The organism is Ureaplasma ceti (genome assembly GCF_040369755.1).
In the GTDB taxonomy this organism is placed as follows: Bacteria; Bacillota_I; Bacilli_A; order Mycoplasmatales; family Mycoplasmoidaceae; genus Ureaplasma; species Ureaplasma ceti.
Genome location: NZ_BAABQM010000005.1, coordinates 13,746 through 36,110 on the forward strand (window position 1 = coordinate 13,746; position 22,365 = coordinate 36,110).

21 protein-coding genes, 1 rRNA gene and 1 pseudogene are annotated in these 22,365 nt (G+C 32.0%); 5 read left to right on the forward strand and 18 right to left on the reverse strand.

The genetic code is table 4. The annotated features are described in order from the left end of the window. Nucleotides 1–73: 73 nt before the first annotated feature. The 3 genes from prfA to ABWU82_RS03380 are packed head-to-tail and all read left to right on the forward strand — an operon-like array spanning nucleotide 74 to nucleotide 2,996. Nucleotides 74–1,153 (forward strand): peptide chain release factor 1, encoded by a 1,080-nt coding sequence (gene prfA, locus ABWU82_RS03370; RefSeq protein ID WP_353290095.1) that lies wholly within the window; start codon nucleotides 74–76, stop codon nucleotides 1,151–1,153. Beyond that, nucleotides 1,153–2,013, forward strand: a complete 861-nt coding sequence (prmC, locus tag ABWU82_RS03375; protein WP_353290096.1) for a peptide chain release factor N(5)-glutamine methyltransferase — start codon at nucleotides 1,153–1,155, stop codon at nucleotides 2,011–2,013. Before prfA ends, prmC begins: the two co-directional genes overlap by 1 nt. Nucleotides 2,014–2,015: 2 nt before the next feature. Next, nucleotides 2,016–2,996, forward strand: coding sequence for a Sua5/YciO/YrdC/YwlC family protein (locus tag ABWU82_RS03380; protein ID WP_353290097.1), 981 nt, complete (start codon nucleotides 2,016–2,018; stop codon nucleotides 2,994–2,996). Here ABWU82_RS03380 and ABWU82_RS03385 read toward each other — a convergent pair whose 3' ends face one another. The 7 genes from ABWU82_RS03385 to ABWU82_RS03415 form a co-directional block, all read right to left on the reverse strand. Continuing rightward, entirely contained in the window at nucleotides 2,997–4,943 is a 1,947-nt protein-coding gene (locus ABWU82_RS03385; RefSeq protein WP_353290098.1) for a hypothetical protein, read from the reverse strand. It abuts the gene before it with no gap. A 353-nt stretch (nucleotides 4,944–5,296) separates the two neighbouring features. Beyond that, nucleotides 5,297–5,878, reverse strand: a complete 582-nt coding sequence (locus ABWU82_RS03390; protein ID WP_353290099.1) for a hypothetical protein — start codon at nucleotides 5,876–5,878, stop codon at nucleotides 5,297–5,299. A gap of 12 nt (nucleotides 5,879–5,890) precedes the next feature. Then, nucleotides 5,891–7,345 (reverse strand): putative cysteine peptidase, encoded by a 1,455-nt coding sequence (locus tag ABWU82_RS03395; protein ID WP_353290100.1) that lies wholly within the window; start codon nucleotides 7,343–7,345, stop codon nucleotides 5,891–5,893. Between the two features lie 440 nt (nucleotides 7,346–7,785). Next, complete coding sequence (tyrS, locus tag ABWU82_RS03400; protein WP_353290101.1) at nucleotides 7,786–9,027, reverse strand: tyrosine--tRNA ligase; 1,242 nt, start codon at nucleotides 9,025–9,027, stop codon at nucleotides 7,786–7,788. Nucleotides 9,028–9,039: 12 nt separating this feature from the next. Beyond that, nucleotides 9,040–9,672: an MBL fold metallo-hydrolase gene (locus ABWU82_RS03405; RefSeq protein ID WP_353290102.1), complete on the reverse strand. Its 633-nt coding sequence runs from the start codon at nucleotides 9,670–9,672 to the stop codon at nucleotides 9,040–9,042. 155 nt (nucleotides 9,673–9,827) lie between these two features. After that, nucleotides 9,828–10,829, reverse strand: coding sequence for a 30S ribosomal protein S2 (gene rpsB, locus ABWU82_RS03410; protein ID WP_420017898.1), 1,002 nt, complete (start codon nucleotides 10,827–10,829; stop codon nucleotides 9,828–9,830). 89 nt (nucleotides 10,830–10,918) lie between these two features. After that, nucleotides 10,919–11,674, reverse strand: coding sequence for a DNA/RNA nuclease SfsA (locus tag ABWU82_RS03415; protein ID WP_353290103.1), 756 nt, complete (start codon nucleotides 11,672–11,674; stop codon nucleotides 10,919–10,921). A 79-nt stretch (nucleotides 11,675–11,753) separates the two neighbouring features. On the opposite strand from ABWU82_RS03415, the gene ABWU82_RS03420 reads away from it, so the two are divergent. Next, nucleotides 11,754–12,326: an RpiB/LacA/LacB family sugar-phosphate isomerase gene (locus ABWU82_RS03420; RefSeq protein WP_353290104.1), complete on the forward strand. Its 573-nt coding sequence runs from the start codon at nucleotides 11,754–11,756 to the stop codon at nucleotides 12,324–12,326. 40 nt (nucleotides 12,327–12,366) lie between these two features. Here ABWU82_RS03420 and ABWU82_RS03425 read toward each other — a convergent pair whose 3' ends face one another. The 10 genes and pseudogenes from ABWU82_RS03425 to rpmH form a co-directional block, all read right to left on the reverse strand. Then, the gene (locus ABWU82_RS03425; RefSeq protein WP_353290105.1) at nucleotides 12,367–13,011 is read right to left on the reverse strand and encodes a thymidine kinase; all 645 of its coding nucleotides are present in this window, start codon (nucleotides 13,009–13,011) and stop codon (nucleotides 12,367–12,369) included. Between the two features lie 36 nt (nucleotides 13,012–13,047). Then, nucleotides 13,048–14,154 carry a redox-regulated ATPase YchF gene (gene ychF / locus ABWU82_RS03430; protein WP_353290106.1) on the reverse strand — a complete coding sequence of 369 codons (1,107 nt, stop codon included), beginning with the start codon at nucleotides 14,152–14,154 and terminating at the stop codon, nucleotides 13,048–13,050. A 55-nt stretch (nucleotides 14,155–14,209) separates the two neighbouring features. Next, nucleotides 14,210–15,094, reverse strand: a complete 885-nt coding sequence (gene fba, locus ABWU82_RS03435; protein ID WP_353290112.1) for a class II fructose-1,6-bisphosphate aldolase — start codon at nucleotides 15,092–15,094, stop codon at nucleotides 14,210–14,212. After that, a complete protein-coding gene (gene rpoE / locus ABWU82_RS03440; protein ID WP_353290107.1) occupies nucleotides 15,084–15,590 on the reverse strand; it encodes a DNA-directed RNA polymerase subunit delta in 507 nt (168 codons plus the stop codon). The genes fba and rpoE overlap by 11 nt, the downstream gene beginning before the upstream one ends. Before the next feature lie 19 nt (nucleotides 15,591–15,609). Next, nucleotides 15,610–17,094 carry a glutamate--tRNA ligase gene (gene gltX, locus ABWU82_RS03445; protein WP_353290113.1) on the reverse strand — a complete coding sequence of 495 codons (1,485 nt, stop codon included), beginning with the start codon at nucleotides 17,092–17,094 and terminating at the stop codon, nucleotides 15,610–15,612. Between the two features lie 336 nt (nucleotides 17,095–17,430). After that, a pseudogene (locus ABWU82_RS03450) lies at nucleotides 17,431–17,844 on the reverse strand (GHMP family kinase ATP-binding protein); the annotation flags it as partial. Next, complete coding sequence (gene rsmA, locus ABWU82_RS03455; protein WP_353290108.1) at nucleotides 17,834–18,676, reverse strand: 16S rRNA (adenine(1518)-N(6)/adenine(1519)-N(6))-dimethyltransferase RsmA; 843 nt, start codon at nucleotides 18,674–18,676, stop codon at nucleotides 17,834–17,836. The gene rsmA and the pseudogene ABWU82_RS03450, both read right to left, overlap by 11 nt. A gap of 7 nt (nucleotides 18,677–18,683) precedes the next feature. Next, entirely contained in the window at nucleotides 18,684–19,811 is a 1,128-nt protein-coding gene (yidC, locus tag ABWU82_RS03460; RefSeq protein ID WP_420017901.1) for a membrane protein insertase YidC, read from the reverse strand. Further along, nucleotides 19,812–20,147 (reverse strand): ribonuclease P protein component, encoded by a 336-nt coding sequence (gene rnpA / locus ABWU82_RS03465; RefSeq protein WP_353290109.1) that lies wholly within the window; start codon nucleotides 20,145–20,147, stop codon nucleotides 19,812–19,814. Between the two features lie 15 nt (nucleotides 20,148–20,162). Beyond that, the gene (gene rpmH / locus ABWU82_RS03470; protein WP_353290110.1) at nucleotides 20,163–20,309 is read right to left on the reverse strand and encodes a 50S ribosomal protein L34; all 147 of its coding nucleotides are present in this window, start codon (nucleotides 20,307–20,309) and stop codon (nucleotides 20,163–20,165) included. A gap of 168 nt (nucleotides 20,310–20,477) precedes the next feature. On the opposite strand from rpmH, the gene dnaA reads away from it, so the two are divergent. Further along, complete coding sequence (gene dnaA, locus ABWU82_RS03475) at nucleotides 20,478–21,938, forward strand: chromosomal replication initiator protein DnaA (RefSeq protein ID WP_353290111.1); 1,461 nt, start codon at nucleotides 20,478–20,480, stop codon at nucleotides 21,936–21,938. A 308-nt stretch (nucleotides 21,939–22,246) separates the two neighbouring features. Here dnaA and rrf read toward each other — a convergent pair. Continuing rightward, nucleotides 22,247–22,353: ribosomal RNA gene (rrf, locus tag ABWU82_RS03480) — 5S ribosomal RNA — on the reverse strand. Between the last annotated feature and the right edge of the window lie 12 nt (nucleotides 22,354–22,365).

Here is a 22,365-nt window from a genome sequence, read left to right on the forward strand (position 1 = left end):
CATTAGTACAGTCGTGTGCTAATGCTTTTATTAAACTATTGATGTCAAAGAAAGAAAATGAACAACTGAACACATGGAATACAATAAAAAATTATTTGAAGCCTTAAAAAAAATTGATGCAAAGAACGATGAACTAAACAAAGCCTTAGAAACTGTTGGTTCAGACATTGCAAAAATGAAAGAAATCAACATTCAATTAAAACAAACTGAAAAAGTAGCAGCTGCTTTTAAAATTTATTCAAGATTAATTGAAGATGGTTTAAACGCTGAAGAAATGCTTCAAACAGAAACTGACAAAGACATGTTGGAATTATTAAGAATGGATTTAGAAAATTCTAAAGAAAAAATCCCAACTCTAGAAGAAGAAATGAAAATCTTGTTATTGCCAGTTGACCCTAACAATGGTAAAAACGTTATTGTGGAAATGAGACCAGCTGCTGGTGGTGACGAAGCTTCAATCTTCGTTTCTGACTTATTCGACACATACAAAAGATACATTGAAAACCAAGGCTGAAAACTTAAAGTATTAGACTTATCAACTCAAGCTCACGGGTTTGACTTCATTTCATTTATGGTAAGTGGAGAAGATGTTTACAGCAAGTTAAAATTCGAATCTGGTGTACATAGAGTACAAAGAGTCCCAGCTACTGAATCTAAAGGTCGTGTACATACTTCAACAATTACTGTAGCTGTATTACCTGAACAAGATGATGTAGAAATTACAATCAACCCATCTGATTTAAGAGTAGATACTTACCGTGCTTCTGGTGCTGGTGGACAACACGTTAACAGAACTGAATCTGCTGTTAGAATTACTCACAATCCAACCGGAATCGTAGTCGCTTGTCAAGAAGCTAAATCACAAATCGAAAACAGAGATATCGCTATGAGAATGTTAAGATCTAAATTGTGAGAAGCTGCTGAAGCTGCAAAACACGAAGAACAAGCTAACGAAAGAAAATCACAAGTTGGTACTGGTGAACGTTCTGAAAAAATTAGAACTTACAACTACCCACAAAACAGAGTTACAGACCACAGAATCGGTTTAACTTTAAACAAATTAGACCAAGTTATGATGGGAAACTTAGAAGAAATTATCGACATGTTAATCGCTGATGAACAAGCTTCATTAATGAGTACACTAGAAATTTAATGACTTACTTAGACCTTATTTTAAATATGGTTGAACAATTAAAAAAGGCTAACCAAAATGATGAGGTAGCCTTTTTTCTTCTTTACCACTTCACTGAAGTCGAAAGTAAACTAGAATTTATTAACCATAAAACTGATATTTGTAACGAAGCGTATTTGTGTCTACAAGCGTTACAAGAATACTTAGTCGATAATAAACCTTTAAGTAAAATCTTACACGAAGAAACCTTTTATAAGCTTAACTTTAAAGTTTTAGACGGCGTGTTTTCACCACGTCACGACACTGAAATTTTAGTTAATGAAGTTTTAAAATTTACTAGTCAGAAAGATAATTTAGATATCGCTGATATTTGTAGCGGTACTGGCATTATCGGGTTGTCCTTAAAGGAAAATTTAAATCCTAATAATCGTTTTTACTTAGTAGATTTAAACCCTTTGGCTATTAAAAACATTCAATTAAATGCGCAAGCTTTAGAATTACAAACTAATCTTCAAATTTATCAAGGAGATTTATTTTCTGAGTTAATTGCACGTAAAATTAAATTAGATGTTTTAGTATCTAATCCACCATACATTGATAAAGCTTATCAATTAGACAAAAACGTAGAAACTTATGATCCTTCATTAGCGTTATTTGCTGAAGACCACGGATTGGATATTTACAGAAAACTATTAAGTGATTTTAGAAAGGTTGTTAAAAATCCCCAACGTTATCTAATTGGATTAGAAATTGGTTTTGACCAAGCGGAAGCTGTAACCAATTTAGCTTTAGAGTACTTAGATGTAACTAAAGATGAAATTCATATTATTCAAGACTATAACCAATTAGATAGAGTGGTAATCATTAACAAAAATTTTTAATTATGAAATTCAAGTCATATACATACCAAGAGTTAGAGTCAGTTATTTTTGAAATCAAAAATAATAAAGCCGTTATTATTCCGACCGATACTGTTATCGGAGTTATGGCTAATAACACTTCTATTATTTATAAAGTGAAAAATAGACCTAAAGAAAAGAAAATTATTAAGTTTATTTCTGATCTAAACGATCTTGGTGAGTTAACTAAAGAACAATACGAATTCTTAAACAGATTCTGACCAGGACAAGTCTCAGTCATTAAAGACGGCGTTTCTTACAGAATGCCAGATGACCCATACATTCTTTACATTCTTTCTAAAACTGGCCCACTATTTGCAAGTAGTGCAAATTTAAGTGGTAGAGATACCATTCAAAACACCGACCAAGCTAACCAAGAATTTGATATCGATAATCTTTACTACGATGTTGTTACCGTTCAAGGCGACAGTAAGTTAGCCGTCCCTTCTACAATTGTCAATTTAGATAATTGAAAAATCGTAAGAGAAGGCTGCAAAATTAACGAAATTAAAGATTTCATCAAAAATATTGCGTCAGAAAAAAAGGAAGTTATTTTCTTAACTGACGAACATAGCGAAGCTCAAGAAATTGCTAACGAAGTTCACGATACTGAAATTGTAAACATCACTTTAAAAACTTTAAACAAAGCTAACCTTGATGCTATAGCTCACAAACTTTTACTGGATAACGATTTAAATGTGTTTATCTTAACAAAAAATCCAGTTACTTGAGATTGTGAAGGTAACAAACACTTTCACATTAGAACTGGATTAATTTATAACGACGAAACTGCACAATTATCTAAGCAACATGACAACACTAATATCGCACTGTTAGACTTGTCTTCTTTTGCAAAAGATGACATTGCTCGTTTTGTTAAAATTTATTTACACGCTAGTTTTGAAGGTGGTAGACACGAAGCTCGTGTTCAAACCATTACAGACTACGAAAATCATCAAAAATAATTAATCTTCCACTTTTTTATATTTTTGTCTGCGTTTTTTAGAGATAAATTTAATAATTCACACTCCACAACCCACTCCGGTCAACGCAGACAACATAATTAATAAAATTTTTCATCATTCAAAAGTTTTACTTTGTTTTACAGAATCGCTTTGTTCTACCATTGGTTTAGAAGAAGGCGATTTTTCTGTCTCAGAAATTGAACTTATTGTTTTGGCTGTCGCAGACGAAGAATCACTAGTTATAATGTCTGGATTCATCTCAGTGGTTGATAATTTGGAATCTTTTGCTGTTGTTTTAGAGTGAGAATATTTTGTTTTATCACCATGTGAATGAATATAAGAGTGCGAGTCAGATTGTTGTATTCTAGTACGGCTCGGAATCGTAGCGTTGCCTTGTAATCTTACCAATTGTACCGAATGTATATTAGTTCTAGGATTATACGTTTTTACGTATAAGTTATTATTAATATTTTTTAAACTGCTTGTATCTAAATATAAGGGCTGATAATTACCATCTGGTTGTAACGTTAAATGACTAGCAATACATTGCCCATTTTCTTTATAAATTGAATAAGTGGGTAAATTACTCAAATCTAATTTACTTTCTAATTTAGGTAATGCAATTTTAGCTTTTGCAGTATATTCGGGAATTAAGGTCTGAGTCGGTAAAATTTGAATAATGCATGAATCGATCCCTTCTTGTTCACCTTTAAACGAAATGGTGAATTTATATTTACCAGGATTAACATCAATTAGATTAATCTTACCTTCATTATTAGTAAACTCTGTTAAGGCTTTTACGCGTTCTCATCTTTTAGTGCTCAAATTATATTTTGACCAAGTATAAGTTAAATCTTGTAAATAACCGTTTTTCTTTTCGTTTACTATAACCGTATTATTAAGAACTAACTTTTGGTAATCAAACGTTAAGCTTGTTTTTAAGTCTGACAAACTTTTTTTAACATTAATTTTAACCACATTACTAGGGCAAATAAAGCAGTTTTCAGAACTATATGCTAGATTATCTTGATCTGTTAATTTATAACGAATTAAACAGCGTAAATTATACTGACTGTATTCAAAAGGAATATTAGGCACTTTAGATGTTTTGTTTCACGTGCTTAAAGTTTTTCATTGATCATTACCGTCTAACTGGTATTCTCATTGATAATCTTTGGTCATTAAAGGTTCATATCACTCTTTATGTTCGTTATGGTTATATATTGCATCTACGTCAATTTTAGCTGTTGTACCGTACACCAAATCGTATGATAAGTGCACGACACCATTTACTTTAATAATACCTGTCGCAACTTTCGGGCAGACAATTAATCTAAATGGATGCTCAGATACTTGTTCTCTTAAATAGTCTTCTTTATTTAAATCACTAGTTGCTAAAGAACTAATGCCATATAAACCACTGTCACTTACCTTTGCGTTGCTCACCGTATAGTCGGTTGAAGGCACGTAACTCACAAATCGTTTTAATTCTTTACCTCGATCACCTTCGTAACCCGTGAATGTTTGAGGGTTATTGTTATCACTAGATTTAAACCATCATTTAATGCGGTGATTAGCTCTATTAAGCATGCCAGGGTTTAAAATTTTGTTTACAAAAAAATTAATATATTCAAAGTATTGATTGCTACCTTCAAAAATTACGGCACGTTTATTTTCTACCGTATTGAAATTATTAGGACCGGCAAAACTTCTAGGATAGCCTAAGTTTCGGTCGCAAATATTTGCATATTGCAAACGTACTTGTGTCGGATTACCGTTTAGTTTGTGTGTTATTTGCGAGTTAATAAGTTTGTTATTGTTGCTTGATGTTTTATGGGTTTGGTTTGCTAATATAGCTGGAATAGTTAAAGAGGCCGTACCTACAGCCCCAAAAATCCCCAAACCTAATAACAAGGTTTTTATAAATTTTTGTTTATTTTGTTTCATAATTGTTCTCCACCATTAAACAACGATAAAACCAGTTAAATTACTCACAAATACTCTAATTGTGAATATAAATATCTCATTACTGAAAACATGTTTTCCTGCCAAAATAATTTATAGCTAAAAAAGATACACCGAGAAAATGGTGTATCTTTTTTGTTATGTTTTGGTTTATCCTAAATAGTTATTGAAAAATTTACAGACAAGCAACCGTCAATAAACTTTGAAGAAGATCGCCCTAGGTGTGACGTTTATTCCCTTTCGTTAATTAAAGTCATTGTAAAAACTAGTATTGTAATAACGATAGCGTCACAGATAAGCTATCCCTTCATTTCTTCTTCACTGGAGTTATTGTTTTATTTGTTAGTGTTTTTAATTAATAAAAATTTACTATATAAGCTTAAATATTGGTGACTACAAGAATCAAGCTGATCAGGAAATTTATGTGTCGCAAAACCAGTTACATATAAGGGATCTTTTGCTACTGTAACACTTAAATCTGGACCAGACATTAACGATAAAGTCAATTTGTATTCTGGCTTATTTTGCACTGGGGTCATTTTGACTATCAAGTTTTTTAACCATTTTTGGTCTCACTGAAATGTTTTCTTACGTAGACTAATTCGCATTAAATCATTATTAATAGTATCTCTAACTCGATATTGTAAACCAGGGATATCTTTTAAAGAGTCTTGAAATGATAATGGTTGAATCTCTGGACAATGACTTAAGTCTAAAGTTTGGTGTGGAAATTGTTGCACCAGTTTTTCAGCAGTCAGTTTATTGGGAACATCTTTTCATGGACCATAACTAAAAGGAGGCAGACTTTGTGTCATCGTTCCATAAACAGTGCCCACTGGGATAAAAATTGCTCCAAGTACCCCAACGGCAACACCCACTCCAATCAATGCATATTTACCTTTTTTAGTTAATTTCATAGCATTTTTTCCTTACATTGTTTTATCATTAGCTAAACCGTTTTTAGCAATTATGCTATTTATTTGCGGTCCAGTATACAAAGAATTATTTCAGCTGAAAACTTTTTGTAAATTTTTAGAAGGGGTATTGAAATTATTTTTAGGATGTAATTCTAATCAATACGATCCTCAAGCCCCTACGTAATAACTATATAAAACGGAAGTATCACGATAATCACCAAAATTCATAGTAACTAAAAAACAATTAGTAGGAGTGTCATATCCATAAACTGTATATGCGTGCGCTGGTCATCCATAAGAAGATTGAAAATTAAATGGCGCAGATCCTAAAATACAAGGTATACCATGAGTAACGCTATTTCAAGCTCTTCAATATCCACCATATTTATAATTGCATTCTCATGTATGTATTGCTTTTGAATTATTTTCTTGTTTTAAGAATTTTATAAGCGAGTCTTTTAAAACATCACCATTAGTTAAATCTAATTTAAAGTTAGCGTCTTCTCATAATTTATAAACCAATCCTAGACTAGGATTATAAAATCCATATTGTTTAAAAATAGGACTAGAATCTTCAATTATATTATTTCCATAAGTCAATTTAAAATATTCATTGAATTTTCCCGTGGTAAATAAAGATGAATTAATAAATAATTGTTCATAAAGCATTAAATTAGCCAAGGCAATGTATTCACATAATCCTTCATTATTTTTGTACCCTAAACATTTAGTATCAATTAAGCCAGCAGATTGTATATCTCCTCTTGAAGCAAATCACCAAGAATAAGGCACTTGATAAGTAATATTAAATTTTCCATATTTGTTGTAATAAATGTGTAAATGATGATTTGGTTTGAAAGATGCTGACGTTAACGTTGTTGGCAATAATAAAGTTTTATTTAATTTGTTATCAATGCTGTCTTTTCTTTTTTTATACTCATTAATGATGACAGATGGTTTAATATCGCTTCTAATTTCTACAATATTTTTTAACAAATCTTCAGTATTATAAATTTTTGGGAACTTTGTATTGATTGTACAATACTTATCATGTCCTAAAACTTGTAAAATTCCTAAACAACCACCATAAATTAAATTTTTATTTTCATAAATAATAGGCAAACCAGGAAATCTAATTTCTAATGTTAAACCAGTTTTTAAGTCAATAATTGTGGTAGCGCCAGTAAAAACTATTAATAAAAGTTTACGGTCATTAACATCATTAATTACTTTAGTAAAAAGAACTAAATTAGTACGATTAGTAATTCTGTTAATATTTGAAACAGCACTTTTTACTAAAAAATTATAATTGTAGTTATTTTCTTTTTTGATAATATTAGATAATTCTGTTATTTGATTTTTTTGCAAATTTACATTATTTGTGCAATTTAAAACACTTATAGTTCCTAAAGTTGAAACAACTAAAGTTCCTATAGATCCTAAAATAATTTTAGTTTTATTTTTCATAATGTTTTAGTTTCCTTATCAATAAATATTCTCTAACCAAAGAATTATTTATATACAAAACAAGAATGAATATATATTATTCTTAACTAAAACTTAAAAATTAATTAACAATATTTTTATCATCTTACTTCGGAGTAAAATACCTATTCCAGATAAATTTTATAAATTATAAATATATGAATATTGGTTGGTAGGAATATCGTAAATTTTGATTTACACCAAAATTATATTGCAGACTTTTAAAAAAACTGGTGTATGAGTATAAGTAAAAATGACAATAAAACAATTGCCAAACAATTAAAATATATTTAGATTTAATCAGAATAATCACTCTTTGCATATAAGTTTAAGGCATGAAAAAGACACTCCTTTTCTTGAAGGAGTGTCTTGTGTGCCAATGTTGTATTGGCTTATTTTTGTAGTTTGACTAACAATTAAGATTATTTAAATGAAGCTACAAAGTAGTTCTTTTTACCTTTTTTCACCACTGTGAATTCTTGGTTAAAAGCATCGGCTTTTTTCACCATGAATTCTAGGTCGTTCACTTTGTCGCCATTAATCATGATTGAGTTGTTTGAAACTAATTCTCTAGCTTTAGTTTTTGAAGTTACTACGTTTAAAGCAACTAATAAATCTACGATGTTAATTTCTTCTGCTTCAATGACTTCTGATGGTACGTTTTGCATTGCAGATTTTAATTCAGCTAAACTTAATGATTTAATGTCACCACTGAATAAAATTTTAGAAATTTCTTGAACTCTGTTGTAAACATCAGCCCCATGAATATCAGTTACTACAAATTCAGCTAATTTAGTTTGAGCAATTCTCTTAGCAGGTTCTGCTAAGTGAGCTGCTTCAATCGCCGTAATTTCATCATGACTTAATAATGTTAAGAATTTTAATAACTTAATTACTTCTGAATCCGGTTGGTTAATTAAGAATTGGTACATTTCGTAAGGTGAAGTTAAACTTGGATCTAAGAAGATCGCCCCTTTTTCAGACTTACCAAATTTCTTACCTTCACTGTTAGTTAATAAGTTCATAGTCATACCACAAGCGATGTTTTCATCACCCACAGTTTTTCTAATCATTTCAATACCAGCAGTAATGTTACCTCATTGGTCGCTACCACCCACTTGTAAAGCCACGTTGTAGTTTTGGTAGTATGTTAAGAAGTCGTAAGATTGAATCAAGTTGTAACTGAACTCAGTGTAAGATAATCCAGATGATTCTAATCTGGTTTTAATCACTTCTTTTTCTAATAAGTAGTTAATACTTACCATTTTTCCCACATCTCTTAAGAATGTTAAGAAACTCATGTTTTTGAAGTGTTCGTAGTTATCTAACACGTCTTCAGTTGCATATTTTTTTAATTGTCTAATGATTGCTTGTTTGTTAAATTCTACAGTTTCAGCGTTTAATAAATTTCTTTCTGCAGATTTACCACTAGGGTCACCAATCATTCCAGTCGCCCCACCAACCATTGCGTAAGTTTTAATACCAGCTTGGTTTAATCTTCTTACCATCATTAACATTACGTAGTTACCTAAGTGTAAACTTGATGCACTTGGGTCAAAACCAACATATGCACATTTGTGTTGGTTTAACACTTCAGCAAATTTTTCTTCATTTGTAATGGCATTTAAAATACCACGTCATTTTAAATCATCTAAAATATTCATGTTTTTACTCCTTTAATGATTTTTTAAAAACTCGTTAAGGACCTGATTATGTCTTAACACAAGGTTAAATCTATTAATGTTGCCAGTTTTTGGGCAAATGAAATAGTCTGGTTGAATTTTTGTTTGAATGTATTCTAAACTGTGTTTTAAAGCCACTGGATCAACACCAGCCACTGTTAAATCAAACATATCTTTGTCTAGTAATGTGTCACCAGTCATCAAGAATTTTTTATATCTAATGCAAACACTGCCAGGACTGATACCAGGAGTGGCAAGATTATTGAAAATTAGTTCTCCAATTTCGATTCTGTCTGGAAGAACTTTTAGGTTAGTTGTAGGAATATTATTACTTTCTAATTCACTTCTCAAACCTTCTAAATCTTGTTCCCCCACATAAATATCGATGTTGGGATATTTTTGTGTTAGTAAACTAATTCCGTCATATTCAGGTAAATATTGTGAAGTTAATAAAATTGCTAGAACAGTTTCGCTGTCTTCGTTATCTAAGGGTTCTAACATTTCGTTCACTGTATTTAAAGTTGGGTCCACTATTACTAAATTACCGTTGTGATCAGTTAATAAATAACTGTTAGTGCGATAGTTCTTATCATTAAATAAGAAAAAACCCATTGCTACATAAACCATAAAAAGTACCTCCTTAAGGTATAGTATTTATTATAATTTTGTACTTTACTAATCGCACAAGAAAAACACCGAATTAGAAGAGAAATAAAAAAATCTACCGTAAGAAACTTCGATAAGCTTCTGGTTGGTAGATTTTTTTAATTTAGAAAGGGAAATTATTCGCCTTTTTCTTCTTCGTTAGCTGGTTTTTCAACACGGTTGAAGTTTCTGTTGTTGAATGAACGTCTGTGGTTAACAGTTGCTCTAGTCATTGTTTCACCGTTGTAACGACGTTTGCTTTGTGTTTCTGGTAAAACGATTTCGTTGTCAGCTTTACCTACAAATTTAACTTCTTCGCCTCTAACTTCAGCCATTGCGTCAACTAACACACCTAAGATCAATGCGATTGAACGGATTGAGTGGTTGTTAACTGGAATGATGTAATCGATGATGCTTGGGTCAGCGTTTGTGTTAGCGAATGCAACTACAGGAATGTTTAATTTTCTTGCTTCTTTGATTGCGTTAACATCGTGGTCTGGGTCTAAGATAATTAATGCGTTTGGTAATTTACGCATTGTTCTAATACCACCGTAGAACTTAGTTAATTTTTCAGTTTCACGACGGATTACGATTTGTTCTTTCTTAGTGTATTTTTCGATTTCACCAGTTGTTTGTAACTTGATGTTATCATTTAATTTTTTAATTGATTTTGAAATGTTTTTGAAGTTAGTTAAAGTACCACCTAATCATCTTTGAGTGATGTAGAATGCTTGTCCTCTTCTAGCTTCTGATTTAATTAAATCTTTAACCATTTTACCGTTAGTACCAACGATTAATACACGTCCGTTTTCTTTAGTTAATTCTTGGATGAATGTGTATGCTTTGTTTAAGTAAACTAATGATTTTAATACGTCAATAACGTGGTTGTTTGAACGTTTTGCGTAAATGTATGGTTTCATTTTTGGGTTTCATTTACGTGGATTTAACCCGATGTGTGCACCAGCTTCGATTAACTTAGCAGCTGATACTAATTGTTTCATTTTCTTTAAAGTTGAATTTGCGTTGGCCTTATTCTGAACTGAGTCAGCAGGTGTTGCAGAAGCTTTTACTTCTACGTTAGCATTAGCTTCAGTTGTTTCTGAAGATTCAACTACTTGTGCGTTAGCCAAATTTTCCATTTAGGAATATACCTCTTTTTCGAATATTACTGTTGTAAATACAACACATGTCTAATTATATGATTTTATTTGAATATAAAATATTTATTTTAGTTTGGTTTACTATCATAGTCACTTAAGTAGTAATCTGTAAGATTAATACAACGTTTAAAAGCAACTTGTTCTTTATCAAAAATTAAGTTACACTGTCACACTTCTACTCCTGATTGCACCGCACTTTTAAAGTCTGTGGATAAGTAGTTTTCATGGATTGTGTCTCACTTCACTTCAAAGGGTGGTCTATCATACTGAAAACAAACTAGTAAAATAGCGCGGGCCTTTTCTGTTAGACTAGTTCTGAGTGTGTTGACGTGTCTTAAGAACCGATTACTGTAATCTTTTATTGGCTCCTCGTAATGCATAATCGTTTTAGCCACATCCGTATTAATGGTCGTTAATGGACTCTTCACTTCTAAAAAGCATTGGTTCACAAAGAAGTCTAATTTAGAGTCTATATAAAAGACTTCACGTTCTAAATCGTTTACTCGTTGAAAAATTTTCTTTAAACTGCCCACTCTTAAAAAGTAATCAATAAAATTGTTCGACTTGGTTTGATTAATCCCAATTCAAGTTTTTTTATTATCTAAAGAAATTGCTTCTACGCTGTAAACTGTTCTTCGACTTCAATCATTATTTTTCGATAACAAACACGGAATTTTGTCAAAAATAATGTCACCAATCCGTGAAGTGGCAGGACAATGACAGTATTCGATTTTATTGTTAATCGCCACTTTCATAATAAAACGGTTAGGACGATCAATAATTAATCCTTCAGTTAACGGTTCATCAAATTTTAAAGCAATCATATCGGCAGTTACTGTGTAATTCTCAAAATTTATTTATTTATAATAATAAATGTAAAACACGAAAATGTGGAGAAGAAACATGACAAATAATTTACCTGTTATCTATTTAGGTGGTGACCACGCCTCTTTCTTTGAAAGAGAAAAAATCCAAAAACATTTGTTTTCTTTAGGATTCCAAGTAATTAGTGAAGGTTCATATGATGACACACCCACTAACTATGCACAATACGCTATCAAAGTAGGTAACAAAGTACAAGAAAATCCTAATAGTGTAGGAATTGTAATGTGTGGCTCTGGTATTGGAGTTAACATTGCAATTAATAAAGTCAGAGGAGTTAAATCAACATTAGTGTACAGTAATCACGGCGCTTTACAAGCTAAAGATAAACACTTTAATGCTATCGCCTTAGGTACGAGATTTATGCCCTACTTCAAATTAGAACAATTAGTAGACACATTCTTAGGAGTGGATAAATTAGATACATTAGAAGTAGGTGTAGCTCACGCAGATAAAGAAGGCAAAGAATTAACTTTTAAAACATTAAATCTTATTATTGATTCAAAAGAAACTGATACTGTTTCACTAGAAGATGATTCTAGATCAATGGATAAGCTAGATAAATGAGCTAACACTGACTTAAAAGATAAATAAAAAAGTTTAAGAGATTTGAAGGTCTCTTAAACTTTCTTTTTTATTTACACTTTGTGCATTGTTCTTTGTGTGCGATAAAGTTACACGCACCTTGAGATAACGGACGGTTAGCGATCACGAAGTGTTTTCTACATCTAGCTTCATATTCTTCTTTATCGCCAATTAGTACAATTGGTGAATTGTAATCCGCTGGTTCGCCGTTAATAATTCTTTGACTAAATAAAGCTTCAGAACCACATTGAGTACATACAGCAGATAATTTAGTCACAGTATCAGCTTGAACTAAGAGTTGTGGAATACAACCAAATGATTCGCCCTTAAAGTCTTTATCTAGCCCAGCTAGGATAATGTGAAACCCTTTGTTTGCTAACACTGTTGCTACTTCAATGATTGATTCATCAAAGAATTGGACTTCATCAATCGCAATCACTTTAGGCTGCAAGTTGTGTTCAATTAAGTAATCGAAAATTTCTGTTGGTGAGTGAATTTCAATGGCTGGTTTAGACTTGCCGTTTCTTGACTTCACTAACGCTAAACTTCTAGTGTCTACTACTGGTTTGAAAATAATGTAGTCGATTTTAGCGTATTCAATTCTGTTTAATCTTCTCAGTAATTCTTCTGTTTTTCCAGCGAACATTGGTCCACAAATGACTTCAATGCCACCATCAAATACTAATTGTCCCATCTTGTTAACCCCTATATTTATTGCTTGTTTGTGATGTTATTTTGTAACGTTGAATTTAAAGTTACAGATGTCGCCATCTTTCATTACGTAAGTTTTACCTTCTAGTCTTAACTTACCAATTTCTTTTGCTTTAACTTCTGATCCAGCCACCATTAAGTCATCGTAGGATACGACTTCAGCTTTAATAAAACCTTTTTCGAAGTCACTGTGGATAATACCAGCACATTCTGGTGCTAACATTCCGTTAGTAAATACTCAAGCGTGGATTTCAATTTTTCCGCAAGTAAAGTATGTTGATAAGTTTAATAAACTGAAAGCTCCTCTAATCACTTTATCTAAACCAGTATAAGTGATGTTTAAGTCTTCCATAAATTGTTTCTTAGATTCTTCATCTAAAGTACTAATTTCGTATTCCATCTTAATACTAATTGGAATAACTTTAGCTTGTTGTTGTTCTGCAAAACTTAAGAAATTTTTGTAGTAGACATTTTCTTCTGGATTAGAAATGTTACTTTCAGAAATGTTTGCAATGTATAACACTGGTTTTAATGTAATTAAGTTTAAAGATTGCACCATCTTTAGTTCATCTTTATCTAAACCAGCTTCAGTCGCCATTTTACCTTCAGTTAACACATCATTTAACTTTTGTAAAATTTTTACTTCTTTTGCTGATTCTTTGTCACCAGATTCTGCTTTTTTCTTAATTCTTAATAATCTTTTTTCGACAATTTCTTGGTCAGAGATCGCTAATTCTAAGTTAATAACTTGAGCATCTCTAATTGGGTCAATTGTGTTGTATTCGTGAGTTACGTCTTTATCATCAAAACATCTCACGACGTGGCAGATTGCATCTACTTCTCTAATATTTTGTAAGAATTTGTTACCAAGACCTTCACCCTTAGAAGCCCCTTCAATTAAACCAGCGATATCCACAAATTTAAAAGTAGCTGGAACGATTTTATCTGATTCGTATAAACTTTGTAGACGGTTCAATCTAATGTCTGGTAAGTTTACAATACCAACGTTTGGTTCAATTGTTGCAAAACGGTAGTTGGCTGCTAATACTTGAGAGTTAGTAATCGTGTTGAATAAAGTTGATTTACCAACGTTTGGTAACCCCACAATTCCTGCAAATAAACTCATATTTTTCTCCCTTAACAATGAAAAAACAACAATAATGTTGTTTTTTTCTGTTTTCTTATTTAATTTGGCCGAAACTGTTGAATAGTTTCATTTTTTCGATACATGTATCGATAATCGCTTGTTTACCGATCTTAATGTATTTTCTTGGGTCGTAAGCTTTACCGATTAAGAAGTTTTCGTGTTCAGCTACGTATTCGTACACTGCACCAGTAAAGGCGATTTGACATTCAGTGTTCACGTTGACTTTTCTAACACCTAAAGCAATGGCTTTTTGGACTTGTTCATCCGGAATACCAGAACCACCATGTAATACTAACGGTTTACCAGTGATATTAGCAATTTCTTCTAATAAATCGAAGTGTAAACCTTTTCAGTCGTCTGGGTATAAACCGTGAATATTTCCGATACCAGCCGCTAAAATATCGATGTTTAATTTACTGATAGCAGCACATTCTTGAACATCTGCGCATTCACCTTCAGAAGAAATGCCATCTTCTTCACCACCGATAGCTCCAACTTCCACTTCTAACGAAACATTAGCTTGTTGACATAATTGAATTAATGCTTGAGTTTGTTCTAAGTTTTCTGCGAATGGTAAACTTGAACCATCAAACATAATTGAACTGAAACCAGCATCTAAAGCTTCTAAACAAGCTTTGTATGAACCATGGTCTAAGTGTAAAGCCACAGGGACATCACACTTCATAGTTTTCATTGTTTCAGTAACCATGTAGTAAACAATCTTGTAGCCACCCATATATCTAGCTGCGCCTTCAGAGACCCCAATAATAATTGGTGATCTAGCTTGCATAGCAGCACTTAAAGCGGCTTGAATTCATTCTAAGTTATTTACGTTAATGTGAGGGATGGCGAACTTACGTTCCATTGCTAAGGCTAGCATTCCCTTCATACTAACTAATTGTTGGAAATTAGAAGTCATCATCTTCATCTTCTCTATTCTTTGTGTTTTCGATTGTACGTCTTACTACTTCGTTTTCGTCGTCATCCATTTCTTCGTCTTCTTCGCTAGCTTCGTCGATTGAATCACGAGAAATTTCATTTTCATCTTCTTCGTAAACTTCTTCTTTTTCGTCTTTCATGTCTTCTGGTAAAGAATCGTCGTCGTATTCTTCTTCACTCACAGTTTTTTCGTATTCGTATAGAGTGTTTAAGTTCTTCTTGTATTCTTTCATTGTGATTCTATCTTTTAAGTTTCATTTGTTTTCACCTAAGAAGACAAAACGACCGTCTTGCATTAAATCAGCATAGAATGAACCTACCATAGCTTCAAAGTCTTTTTGGCTAATGCCAGCAGCTTTGCAAGTTAATTCTACGATTTTTTCAAATGTAATTGTTTCATCGTTTTTAATTTTGTGTTTTGTGAAATAACTTTCCACACATTCGTAAGCGATGTCGATTAAATCTCTACTTAACATATTTCTTCCTCTTCAATAATTATTCTTGAATAATGTATAACACTTGGTCGATATTTTCTAAAACGTTGTCTTTTCCAGTTAAGAAAATAATTTTAGCTAATTCTGGACCATGCATCATTCATGTAGCAGCGACTCTCACTGGCATAAATAAGTTTTTACCTTTTTTACCAGTTGTTGCTTTTACTTCGTTGATGATAGCTTTAATTGAATCTTCTGTATATTCACTTGCTTCACTTAAAGCGTCTCTGAAGGCCATTACTGCATCTTTGTTAGCGATTAAAATTTCTTTCATTTCGTCGCTTAATTCTAATTCTTTTAAGCCAAAGTATTCTTGGATTAATTTATTAATTTCATCAGCGTATGAAATTTGGTCTTTAAATAACATTAACACCATGTCTAAGTTATCTTTTAATTGATCACTTAAATTAGCGTTTTCGTTGTTTAATACTCAAGGTTTTACGAATGCTAAGTATTGTTCAGCATCCATTCTCTTCATGTATTCGTTACCAATTCATAATAGTTTTTTAAAGTCGAAGAATGTTGATGATTTTGATAAGTTAACAATATCAAATTCTGCGATTAAATCATCAATTTTCATTACTTCTTCGTTGTTAGCTGGACTTCAACCTAATAAGGCCAAGAAGTTCACGATTGCTTCGGGAACGAAGCCCATTTCTTTATAGTCGCTCACGAATTGTTTTAATGTTTTGTTTCTCTTTGATAATTTTTTACCTGTTTCATCAATAATAACAGATAAGTGACCGTATTGGATTGGTTGTTTATCAAAGCCTAAAGCTTCTTTAATAGCAATTTGGTATGGTGTGTTTGAAATGTGTTCTTCACCACGTAACACGTGTGAAATTTCCATATCGTAGTCATCAACAACTACAGCAAAGTTGTACATTGCAATACCGTTAGATTTTAAAATAACAGGATCAGTCATTGCACTGCCCGGAACAGCGATATCGTCTCTAATTAAATCTTTTCAAGCGTATTCTCTGTTGTCGTCAATTTTTAAACGAATAACGTGCGGAATACCGCTCTTTAAGTTAGCTTCTACTTCATCATGACTTAAGTGTAAACATCTCTTAGAGTATCTTGGTGTTTGGTGATTTTTTAAAGCTTCTTCTCTATCTTGTTCTAATTGTTCTTCACTACAGAAACAGTAGTAAGCTTTACCTTCAGCTAGTAATTTTTCAGCTAATTCTTTGTATCTTCCTAATTTAGCACTTTGAATGTAAGGTGCGTAATTACCTGGATTATTAACTGATTCGTCTGGTACGATACCTAATCAAGCTAAGTTATCTAATTGTGATTCGATACCACCTTCAACGTTTCTTTCTACGTCTGTGTCTTCAATTCTTACAATGAAGTCACCACCGTAATGTTTAGCGAATAAGTAATTGAAAATAGCGGTTCTAGCCCCACCAATGTGGAAAAATCCTGTAGGACTTGGGGCATATCTTGTTCTAATTTTTTGGTCTTTTTTATCGATTGAAATCATTGTTGATCCACTCCCTGACATCATAACAAATTGATGTTGTTTTTTTAATAATGAATAATAATCTTTAACTTCTGGGAAATCTTCAAATACCAATTCTTGAAAATCATTAGTCATAATTGGTAATTTTCCCTGATTTAAAGTTCCAATAATTTGCTCAAAATTATTAGGCTTCACTTGTTTAATTTTATAGTTATTTATGAGTTTTTGAAATAGAAGATGTGTTTTTATAGGAATTAAATTTTTATGAATTTTTATTTCCCAAAAGTCACTAAAATTGATTGGTTCAATTTTGTTTCCAAACTCAGAAACCAAGGCGGTAGTCGCGCCGCTTAAAAAGAACGGAATATCACTACCTAAATTTAAAGCAATATCTTTGTAATCTAACGGTTGGGTGTGGCCTTCATGTTCATGAATATAATTCATTACACAAGCCGCATCACTCGATGCTCCGCCCAAACCCGCTTGGGTCGGAATTTGTTTAATGATTTGAATATTGTAGCAACGTTGTTTTAAATTGTGCTGCGTTAAATAATGCAACACTTTACTCACTAAACAATCTTCAATATTAATTGGTCTCTCTTCTTGTCAGTACACCACTGTATCCACATCAGCTTCAGTGATATTAATCACATCATAAAATTGTGTGGATAAGTGGAAAAGAGATTCTAATTGGTGTTTATTTGTATAACTAAAAGCTTGCGGGTTAATTGATAAGCCCAAGTTTACTTTAGGATAGGCCTTAAGCTGCATTTAATAAGTTGTAAATGTGAATTAAAGTTTCAGCCGGTAAAGCTTCTGCTCTAATTGTGTTAGAAATAGCTAATTGGTCTAAAACAGAGTATAACTGTTCTTTAGTGTATACACCTGATAAGTTATTGCTCAAAGTTTTACGTTTGTTTTGGAAAGCTAATCTTAAAAAGGCTTCGTATTCATCAATCTTAGTTAACGCAAACTCGGTTTGGTCTTTTTTAGTTACTCTAATTACTGCAGAATCCACTTTCGGTGCAGGTACAAAATTCTTAGGACCGACCGTGAATAAATATTCTACGTCTAAATATAAACTAATTAAAGCAGTAAACGCATTATAGTCTTTTGTATTTGGTCTGGCTGCGATTCTTTCAGCCATTTCCTTTTGTACCATCAAAATAGAAGTACTAATTTCTGGAGTTTTTAAAAGCTTTAAAACGATTTTAGAAGAAATTGAGTATGGTAAGTTAGCTACTACTTTTACCGCTTTGTTTCCAGTGTTAAACTCGTTAATTACTTTACTTAAATCTTCTTTTAAAACGTCATTATTAATAATGTGGAAATTTTGGTTATCGTGAAATTTGTTAGTTAAATATTCGTGTAGTCTTTTATCTAATTCTACAGCTAACATTGCAACTCCTTTATGTTGCAAGATAATCTCTGTAATTGCACCCAAACCTGGACCAATTTCTACGACAAAGTCATTAGAAGTTAATTCAGCTGAGTCTACAATCCTTTTTTTAATAGGTAGTGAAGACAAAAAGTTTTGTCCCATCTTTTTAGATGCAACAAAACTTTCTTGTTTCATAAAATTATGAATTTGTTTGTTTTGCATATCGTAGTTATTCTATACCAAACTTCGTTAATTTTGATTTAACTGTGACACCACGTGCCCGTCTCCTCATAATCATTTTGTGAATAATTACTGATTGTGCAATTGAGAATATTGAGTTGAAGAATCAATATGTACCGATACCTGAAGCAGATATAATTGCGATAATTGCCATGAAAATTGATAATACTCAGTTCATGGTCTTAATTCTCTTCATTGATTGATTATTTTTAACTCCAACAGTTGAAGCATTTCTTGAACGTTTCTTAGCCAACATTCTTGGAATGAATTGCGAAGCAAATTGCATTGGAAGAACTAAGATTAAGAAGAATAAGTATGGTCAACCTGTTGTTGTAAAGTGACTAAATATTTCTGAAATTGGAGATTGAGTTAAGTCTCACGCGTTAAATACGATTGCGAATTTTAACGGTCTCAGAATTGTAATAATACGATAAATAATCAAGAAAATTGGAAGGGTAACAAAAATTTGTTCCATTGCCGCAAATGGACGAACCCCGTGCTTCTTGTAAAGTTCTTGAGTTTCCATTTGTTTTTTCTTTTTAGATTGTGGATCCTTAACATCTTTATACTTAGCGTTAATTTCAGCAATTTTACCTTGAATTTCAGTCATTTTTTCTGATTGAAGCATTGATCTCGCTGAAATCGCCATTGTAATCGCTCTAATAATGAATAAGATAATGAAAATACCTAATAGAGCGTTTAAACCTGCTGGTCATGATCTTGTTGCATACATGAAGTATAGTAAGATCATAGCGAACGGATAAACAAAGAATGCATAGAATGGACCATAAGCCATGGTTCACTCTGTTGTAAGCGTATAATAAGGACCACTACCAGTATATATTACGGTATATGCCGGGTCAGTTACCCCTGAAGTCGGACTAAAACCGATTTCTAATCCATTACCAATAATTGTACTTGAGGCTGTTCAGTAATCTGCATAAGTTTGGAAACAGCCGTACAGACCAATACCAAAAAAGAATAAGTAAACTAAAACTTTAACAACTCTTCAGAAGATTTTTCAAGCTTTTTTTGCTGTTCTTTTTTTGGCTTCAGTTGGGGAAGCATTGGCAAATCCTGGCATAATCAACTGTCTAGCAGTATCATTATTTGCCATTTAAGATTTTCCTCCTGTTTTCCTTTTAAATAAACCACATAAGATCATCTGGTTTTTGGCGAAGTTATCTAAATTCCAATCCGGTTTAACGATAATAACGATGTCGGTATTGGGCATCGATAACTTCTTCTGATGAATAATGGCTTTTACTTGACGTTTAATCTTGTTTCTAACCACTGCACGGTTAGAAATCTTTTTACTAACAACAACTGTTAGTCTACAAGAATTAACTTTATTCGGCAGATAAAACAAATTAACAACGTTGCTGCAAATTCTGTTTCTAGATTTAACAACAGCGAGAATGTCATCACTTTTTCTTAAGCGTTCGTTTTTCATAAGCCGGGACAAAAACTATCTTTCGTCTGAAACAGTTAATTTGTGACGTCCTTTAGCACGTCTACGAGCTAATTGGTCACGGCCTGTTGCTGATTTCATTTTTGCTCTGAAACCGTGAACTTTAACTCTTTTTCTTTGATTTGGTTGGAAAGTTCTAATCATAAATTCACACCACCTTTTGTTTTAAATTTAAAAATATCTACGTGTATATAGAATACGGTACTATACTTGTTAAGTATAACATATAAAAAATATTTTATATATATAAAAAATAGTGATATTTTAAGTAAAATTTACTTATATTTATACTTTGAAATGGAGTGCAAACTGATGTATACAAAAGAACAATTAATTAAATTCTGAAAAGACGCTTTAGACAAGTTTTCTAACGTGATTGGTAATCCACTATTGTTCAACGAAGTTTACGTTCCTACGAAGGTTTATAACTGCGCTAACAACACTTTATTTATCCTTGTACCGGATAAATTCACGCAAAATGAATTATTTATTAAAAAAGACCAACTAGAAGAAGTTTTTAAACAAGTTTCTAATTCTAATTTAGTTTTAGATTTTGTTTTAGATGAACAAACTGATGAAATTGATAAATTAGTGACAAGATCACAAAGTCGTTCAGTTAAATCTAATAATTCTTCTTCATCAAATCATGTGAGTGATTTAGAGTTACAAAACATGAATTTAGCAGATACTTTTGCAACAAGCTCAGACGAAATCTCAGAAGATAACAATATCAATTTAAATGGTTTAGATACACAATTGTCTTTTGCAAGTTATGTTGTTGGAAACTTTAATAAGAATGCATATTCAATCTTAATGAAGGTCTTAGCAGATGGTTCCACTCTTTTCAACCCAGTGTATATTTATGGTGCTACTGGGTTAGGAAAAACACACTTAATTTCTTCATTCACAAACGAATTTATTAAGAAATATCCTACAAGAAAAGTGTGCTACATTGATTCATCAACCTTCATTAAGGAAGTGTCAAACGCTTTATATAGAGGTAATAACCAAATTGAAAATTTAAAAGATAAATTTTCTAACTATGATTTGTTTGTTTTTGAAGATATTCAATACTTATCAGACAAATCTAAAACTAACGAAATCTTTTTAAACATTTTTAACAATTTAATTAAAGAAGAAAAAATTATTTTAGTTACTGCTGACCGTCCCGCTAACCAATTGATTGGTTTTGAAGACAGAATGATTTCTAGATTATCATCTGGTATTTCAAGTAAGATTAAAGATCCAGACTTCAGTTCCTTAAGAACTATTATTCACGATAACTTTAGAAAAGAATCAATCGAAGTAACTGATGGCGCGATTGATTTCTTAACCAATTACTTCAACCGCGACATTAGACAATTAAACGGTATGATTAATAAAATTATTTTCTTCACTAGCATCGAAAAAGACAAGAATATCGGAATTATTGATGAAACCCGTTTGTCTAGCATTTTAGACTTAGACTCTAATAAAAACAAAAAAGCTTTAAAGGCAAATCCAAATACAGTGATTAATGCCGTGGCTAAAATCTACAATTTAAAAACACAAGACATTGTAGGCAAATCTAGAAAAAGAAATTACACTTTGGCTAGACACGTTGCGATGTATATCTTAAGAGAAGTATACGAATTCCAATTAAAGGAAATCGGAACCTTCTTAAACAACCGTGACCACACTACAGTATTAAACGGTGTACAAAAAGTTAAAGACCAAATTGTACAAGACAAAGATTTAGAAAACTTCATCAATTCAATTGTTAAATCATTATAAAAAAAATCCCAACCGCAAGGTTGGGTTTTTCTGTTTTATTTTTCACCATTTTAAACAAACTATACATTCAAGAATGTGAAATATTATAAACCGTAGCTTAGTCTCATTAGAAAACACATAATGCATTTATAGACGTTGAAACACTATAAGCTAGTAAATGGCTTTTATTATTAAGCCCATTTGTGTTTTCGTTAATATCATGGTTGTTCCGCGTATTTTCTTAGTCTACAATCTTTTGATTAATTATCTTGGAAGATTCAAAAAGACACAAAAAAAGACATTCTCTTAATTGAGAATGTCTTTTGGTTGCGCGACGATGTCCTACTCTCACATTTCTGCTACAATCGGCCCTGATGTGCTTGACTTCCGTGTTCGGTATGGGAACGGGTATTTCCACATCGGTATCTTCACCGCACTATTCGGTAGA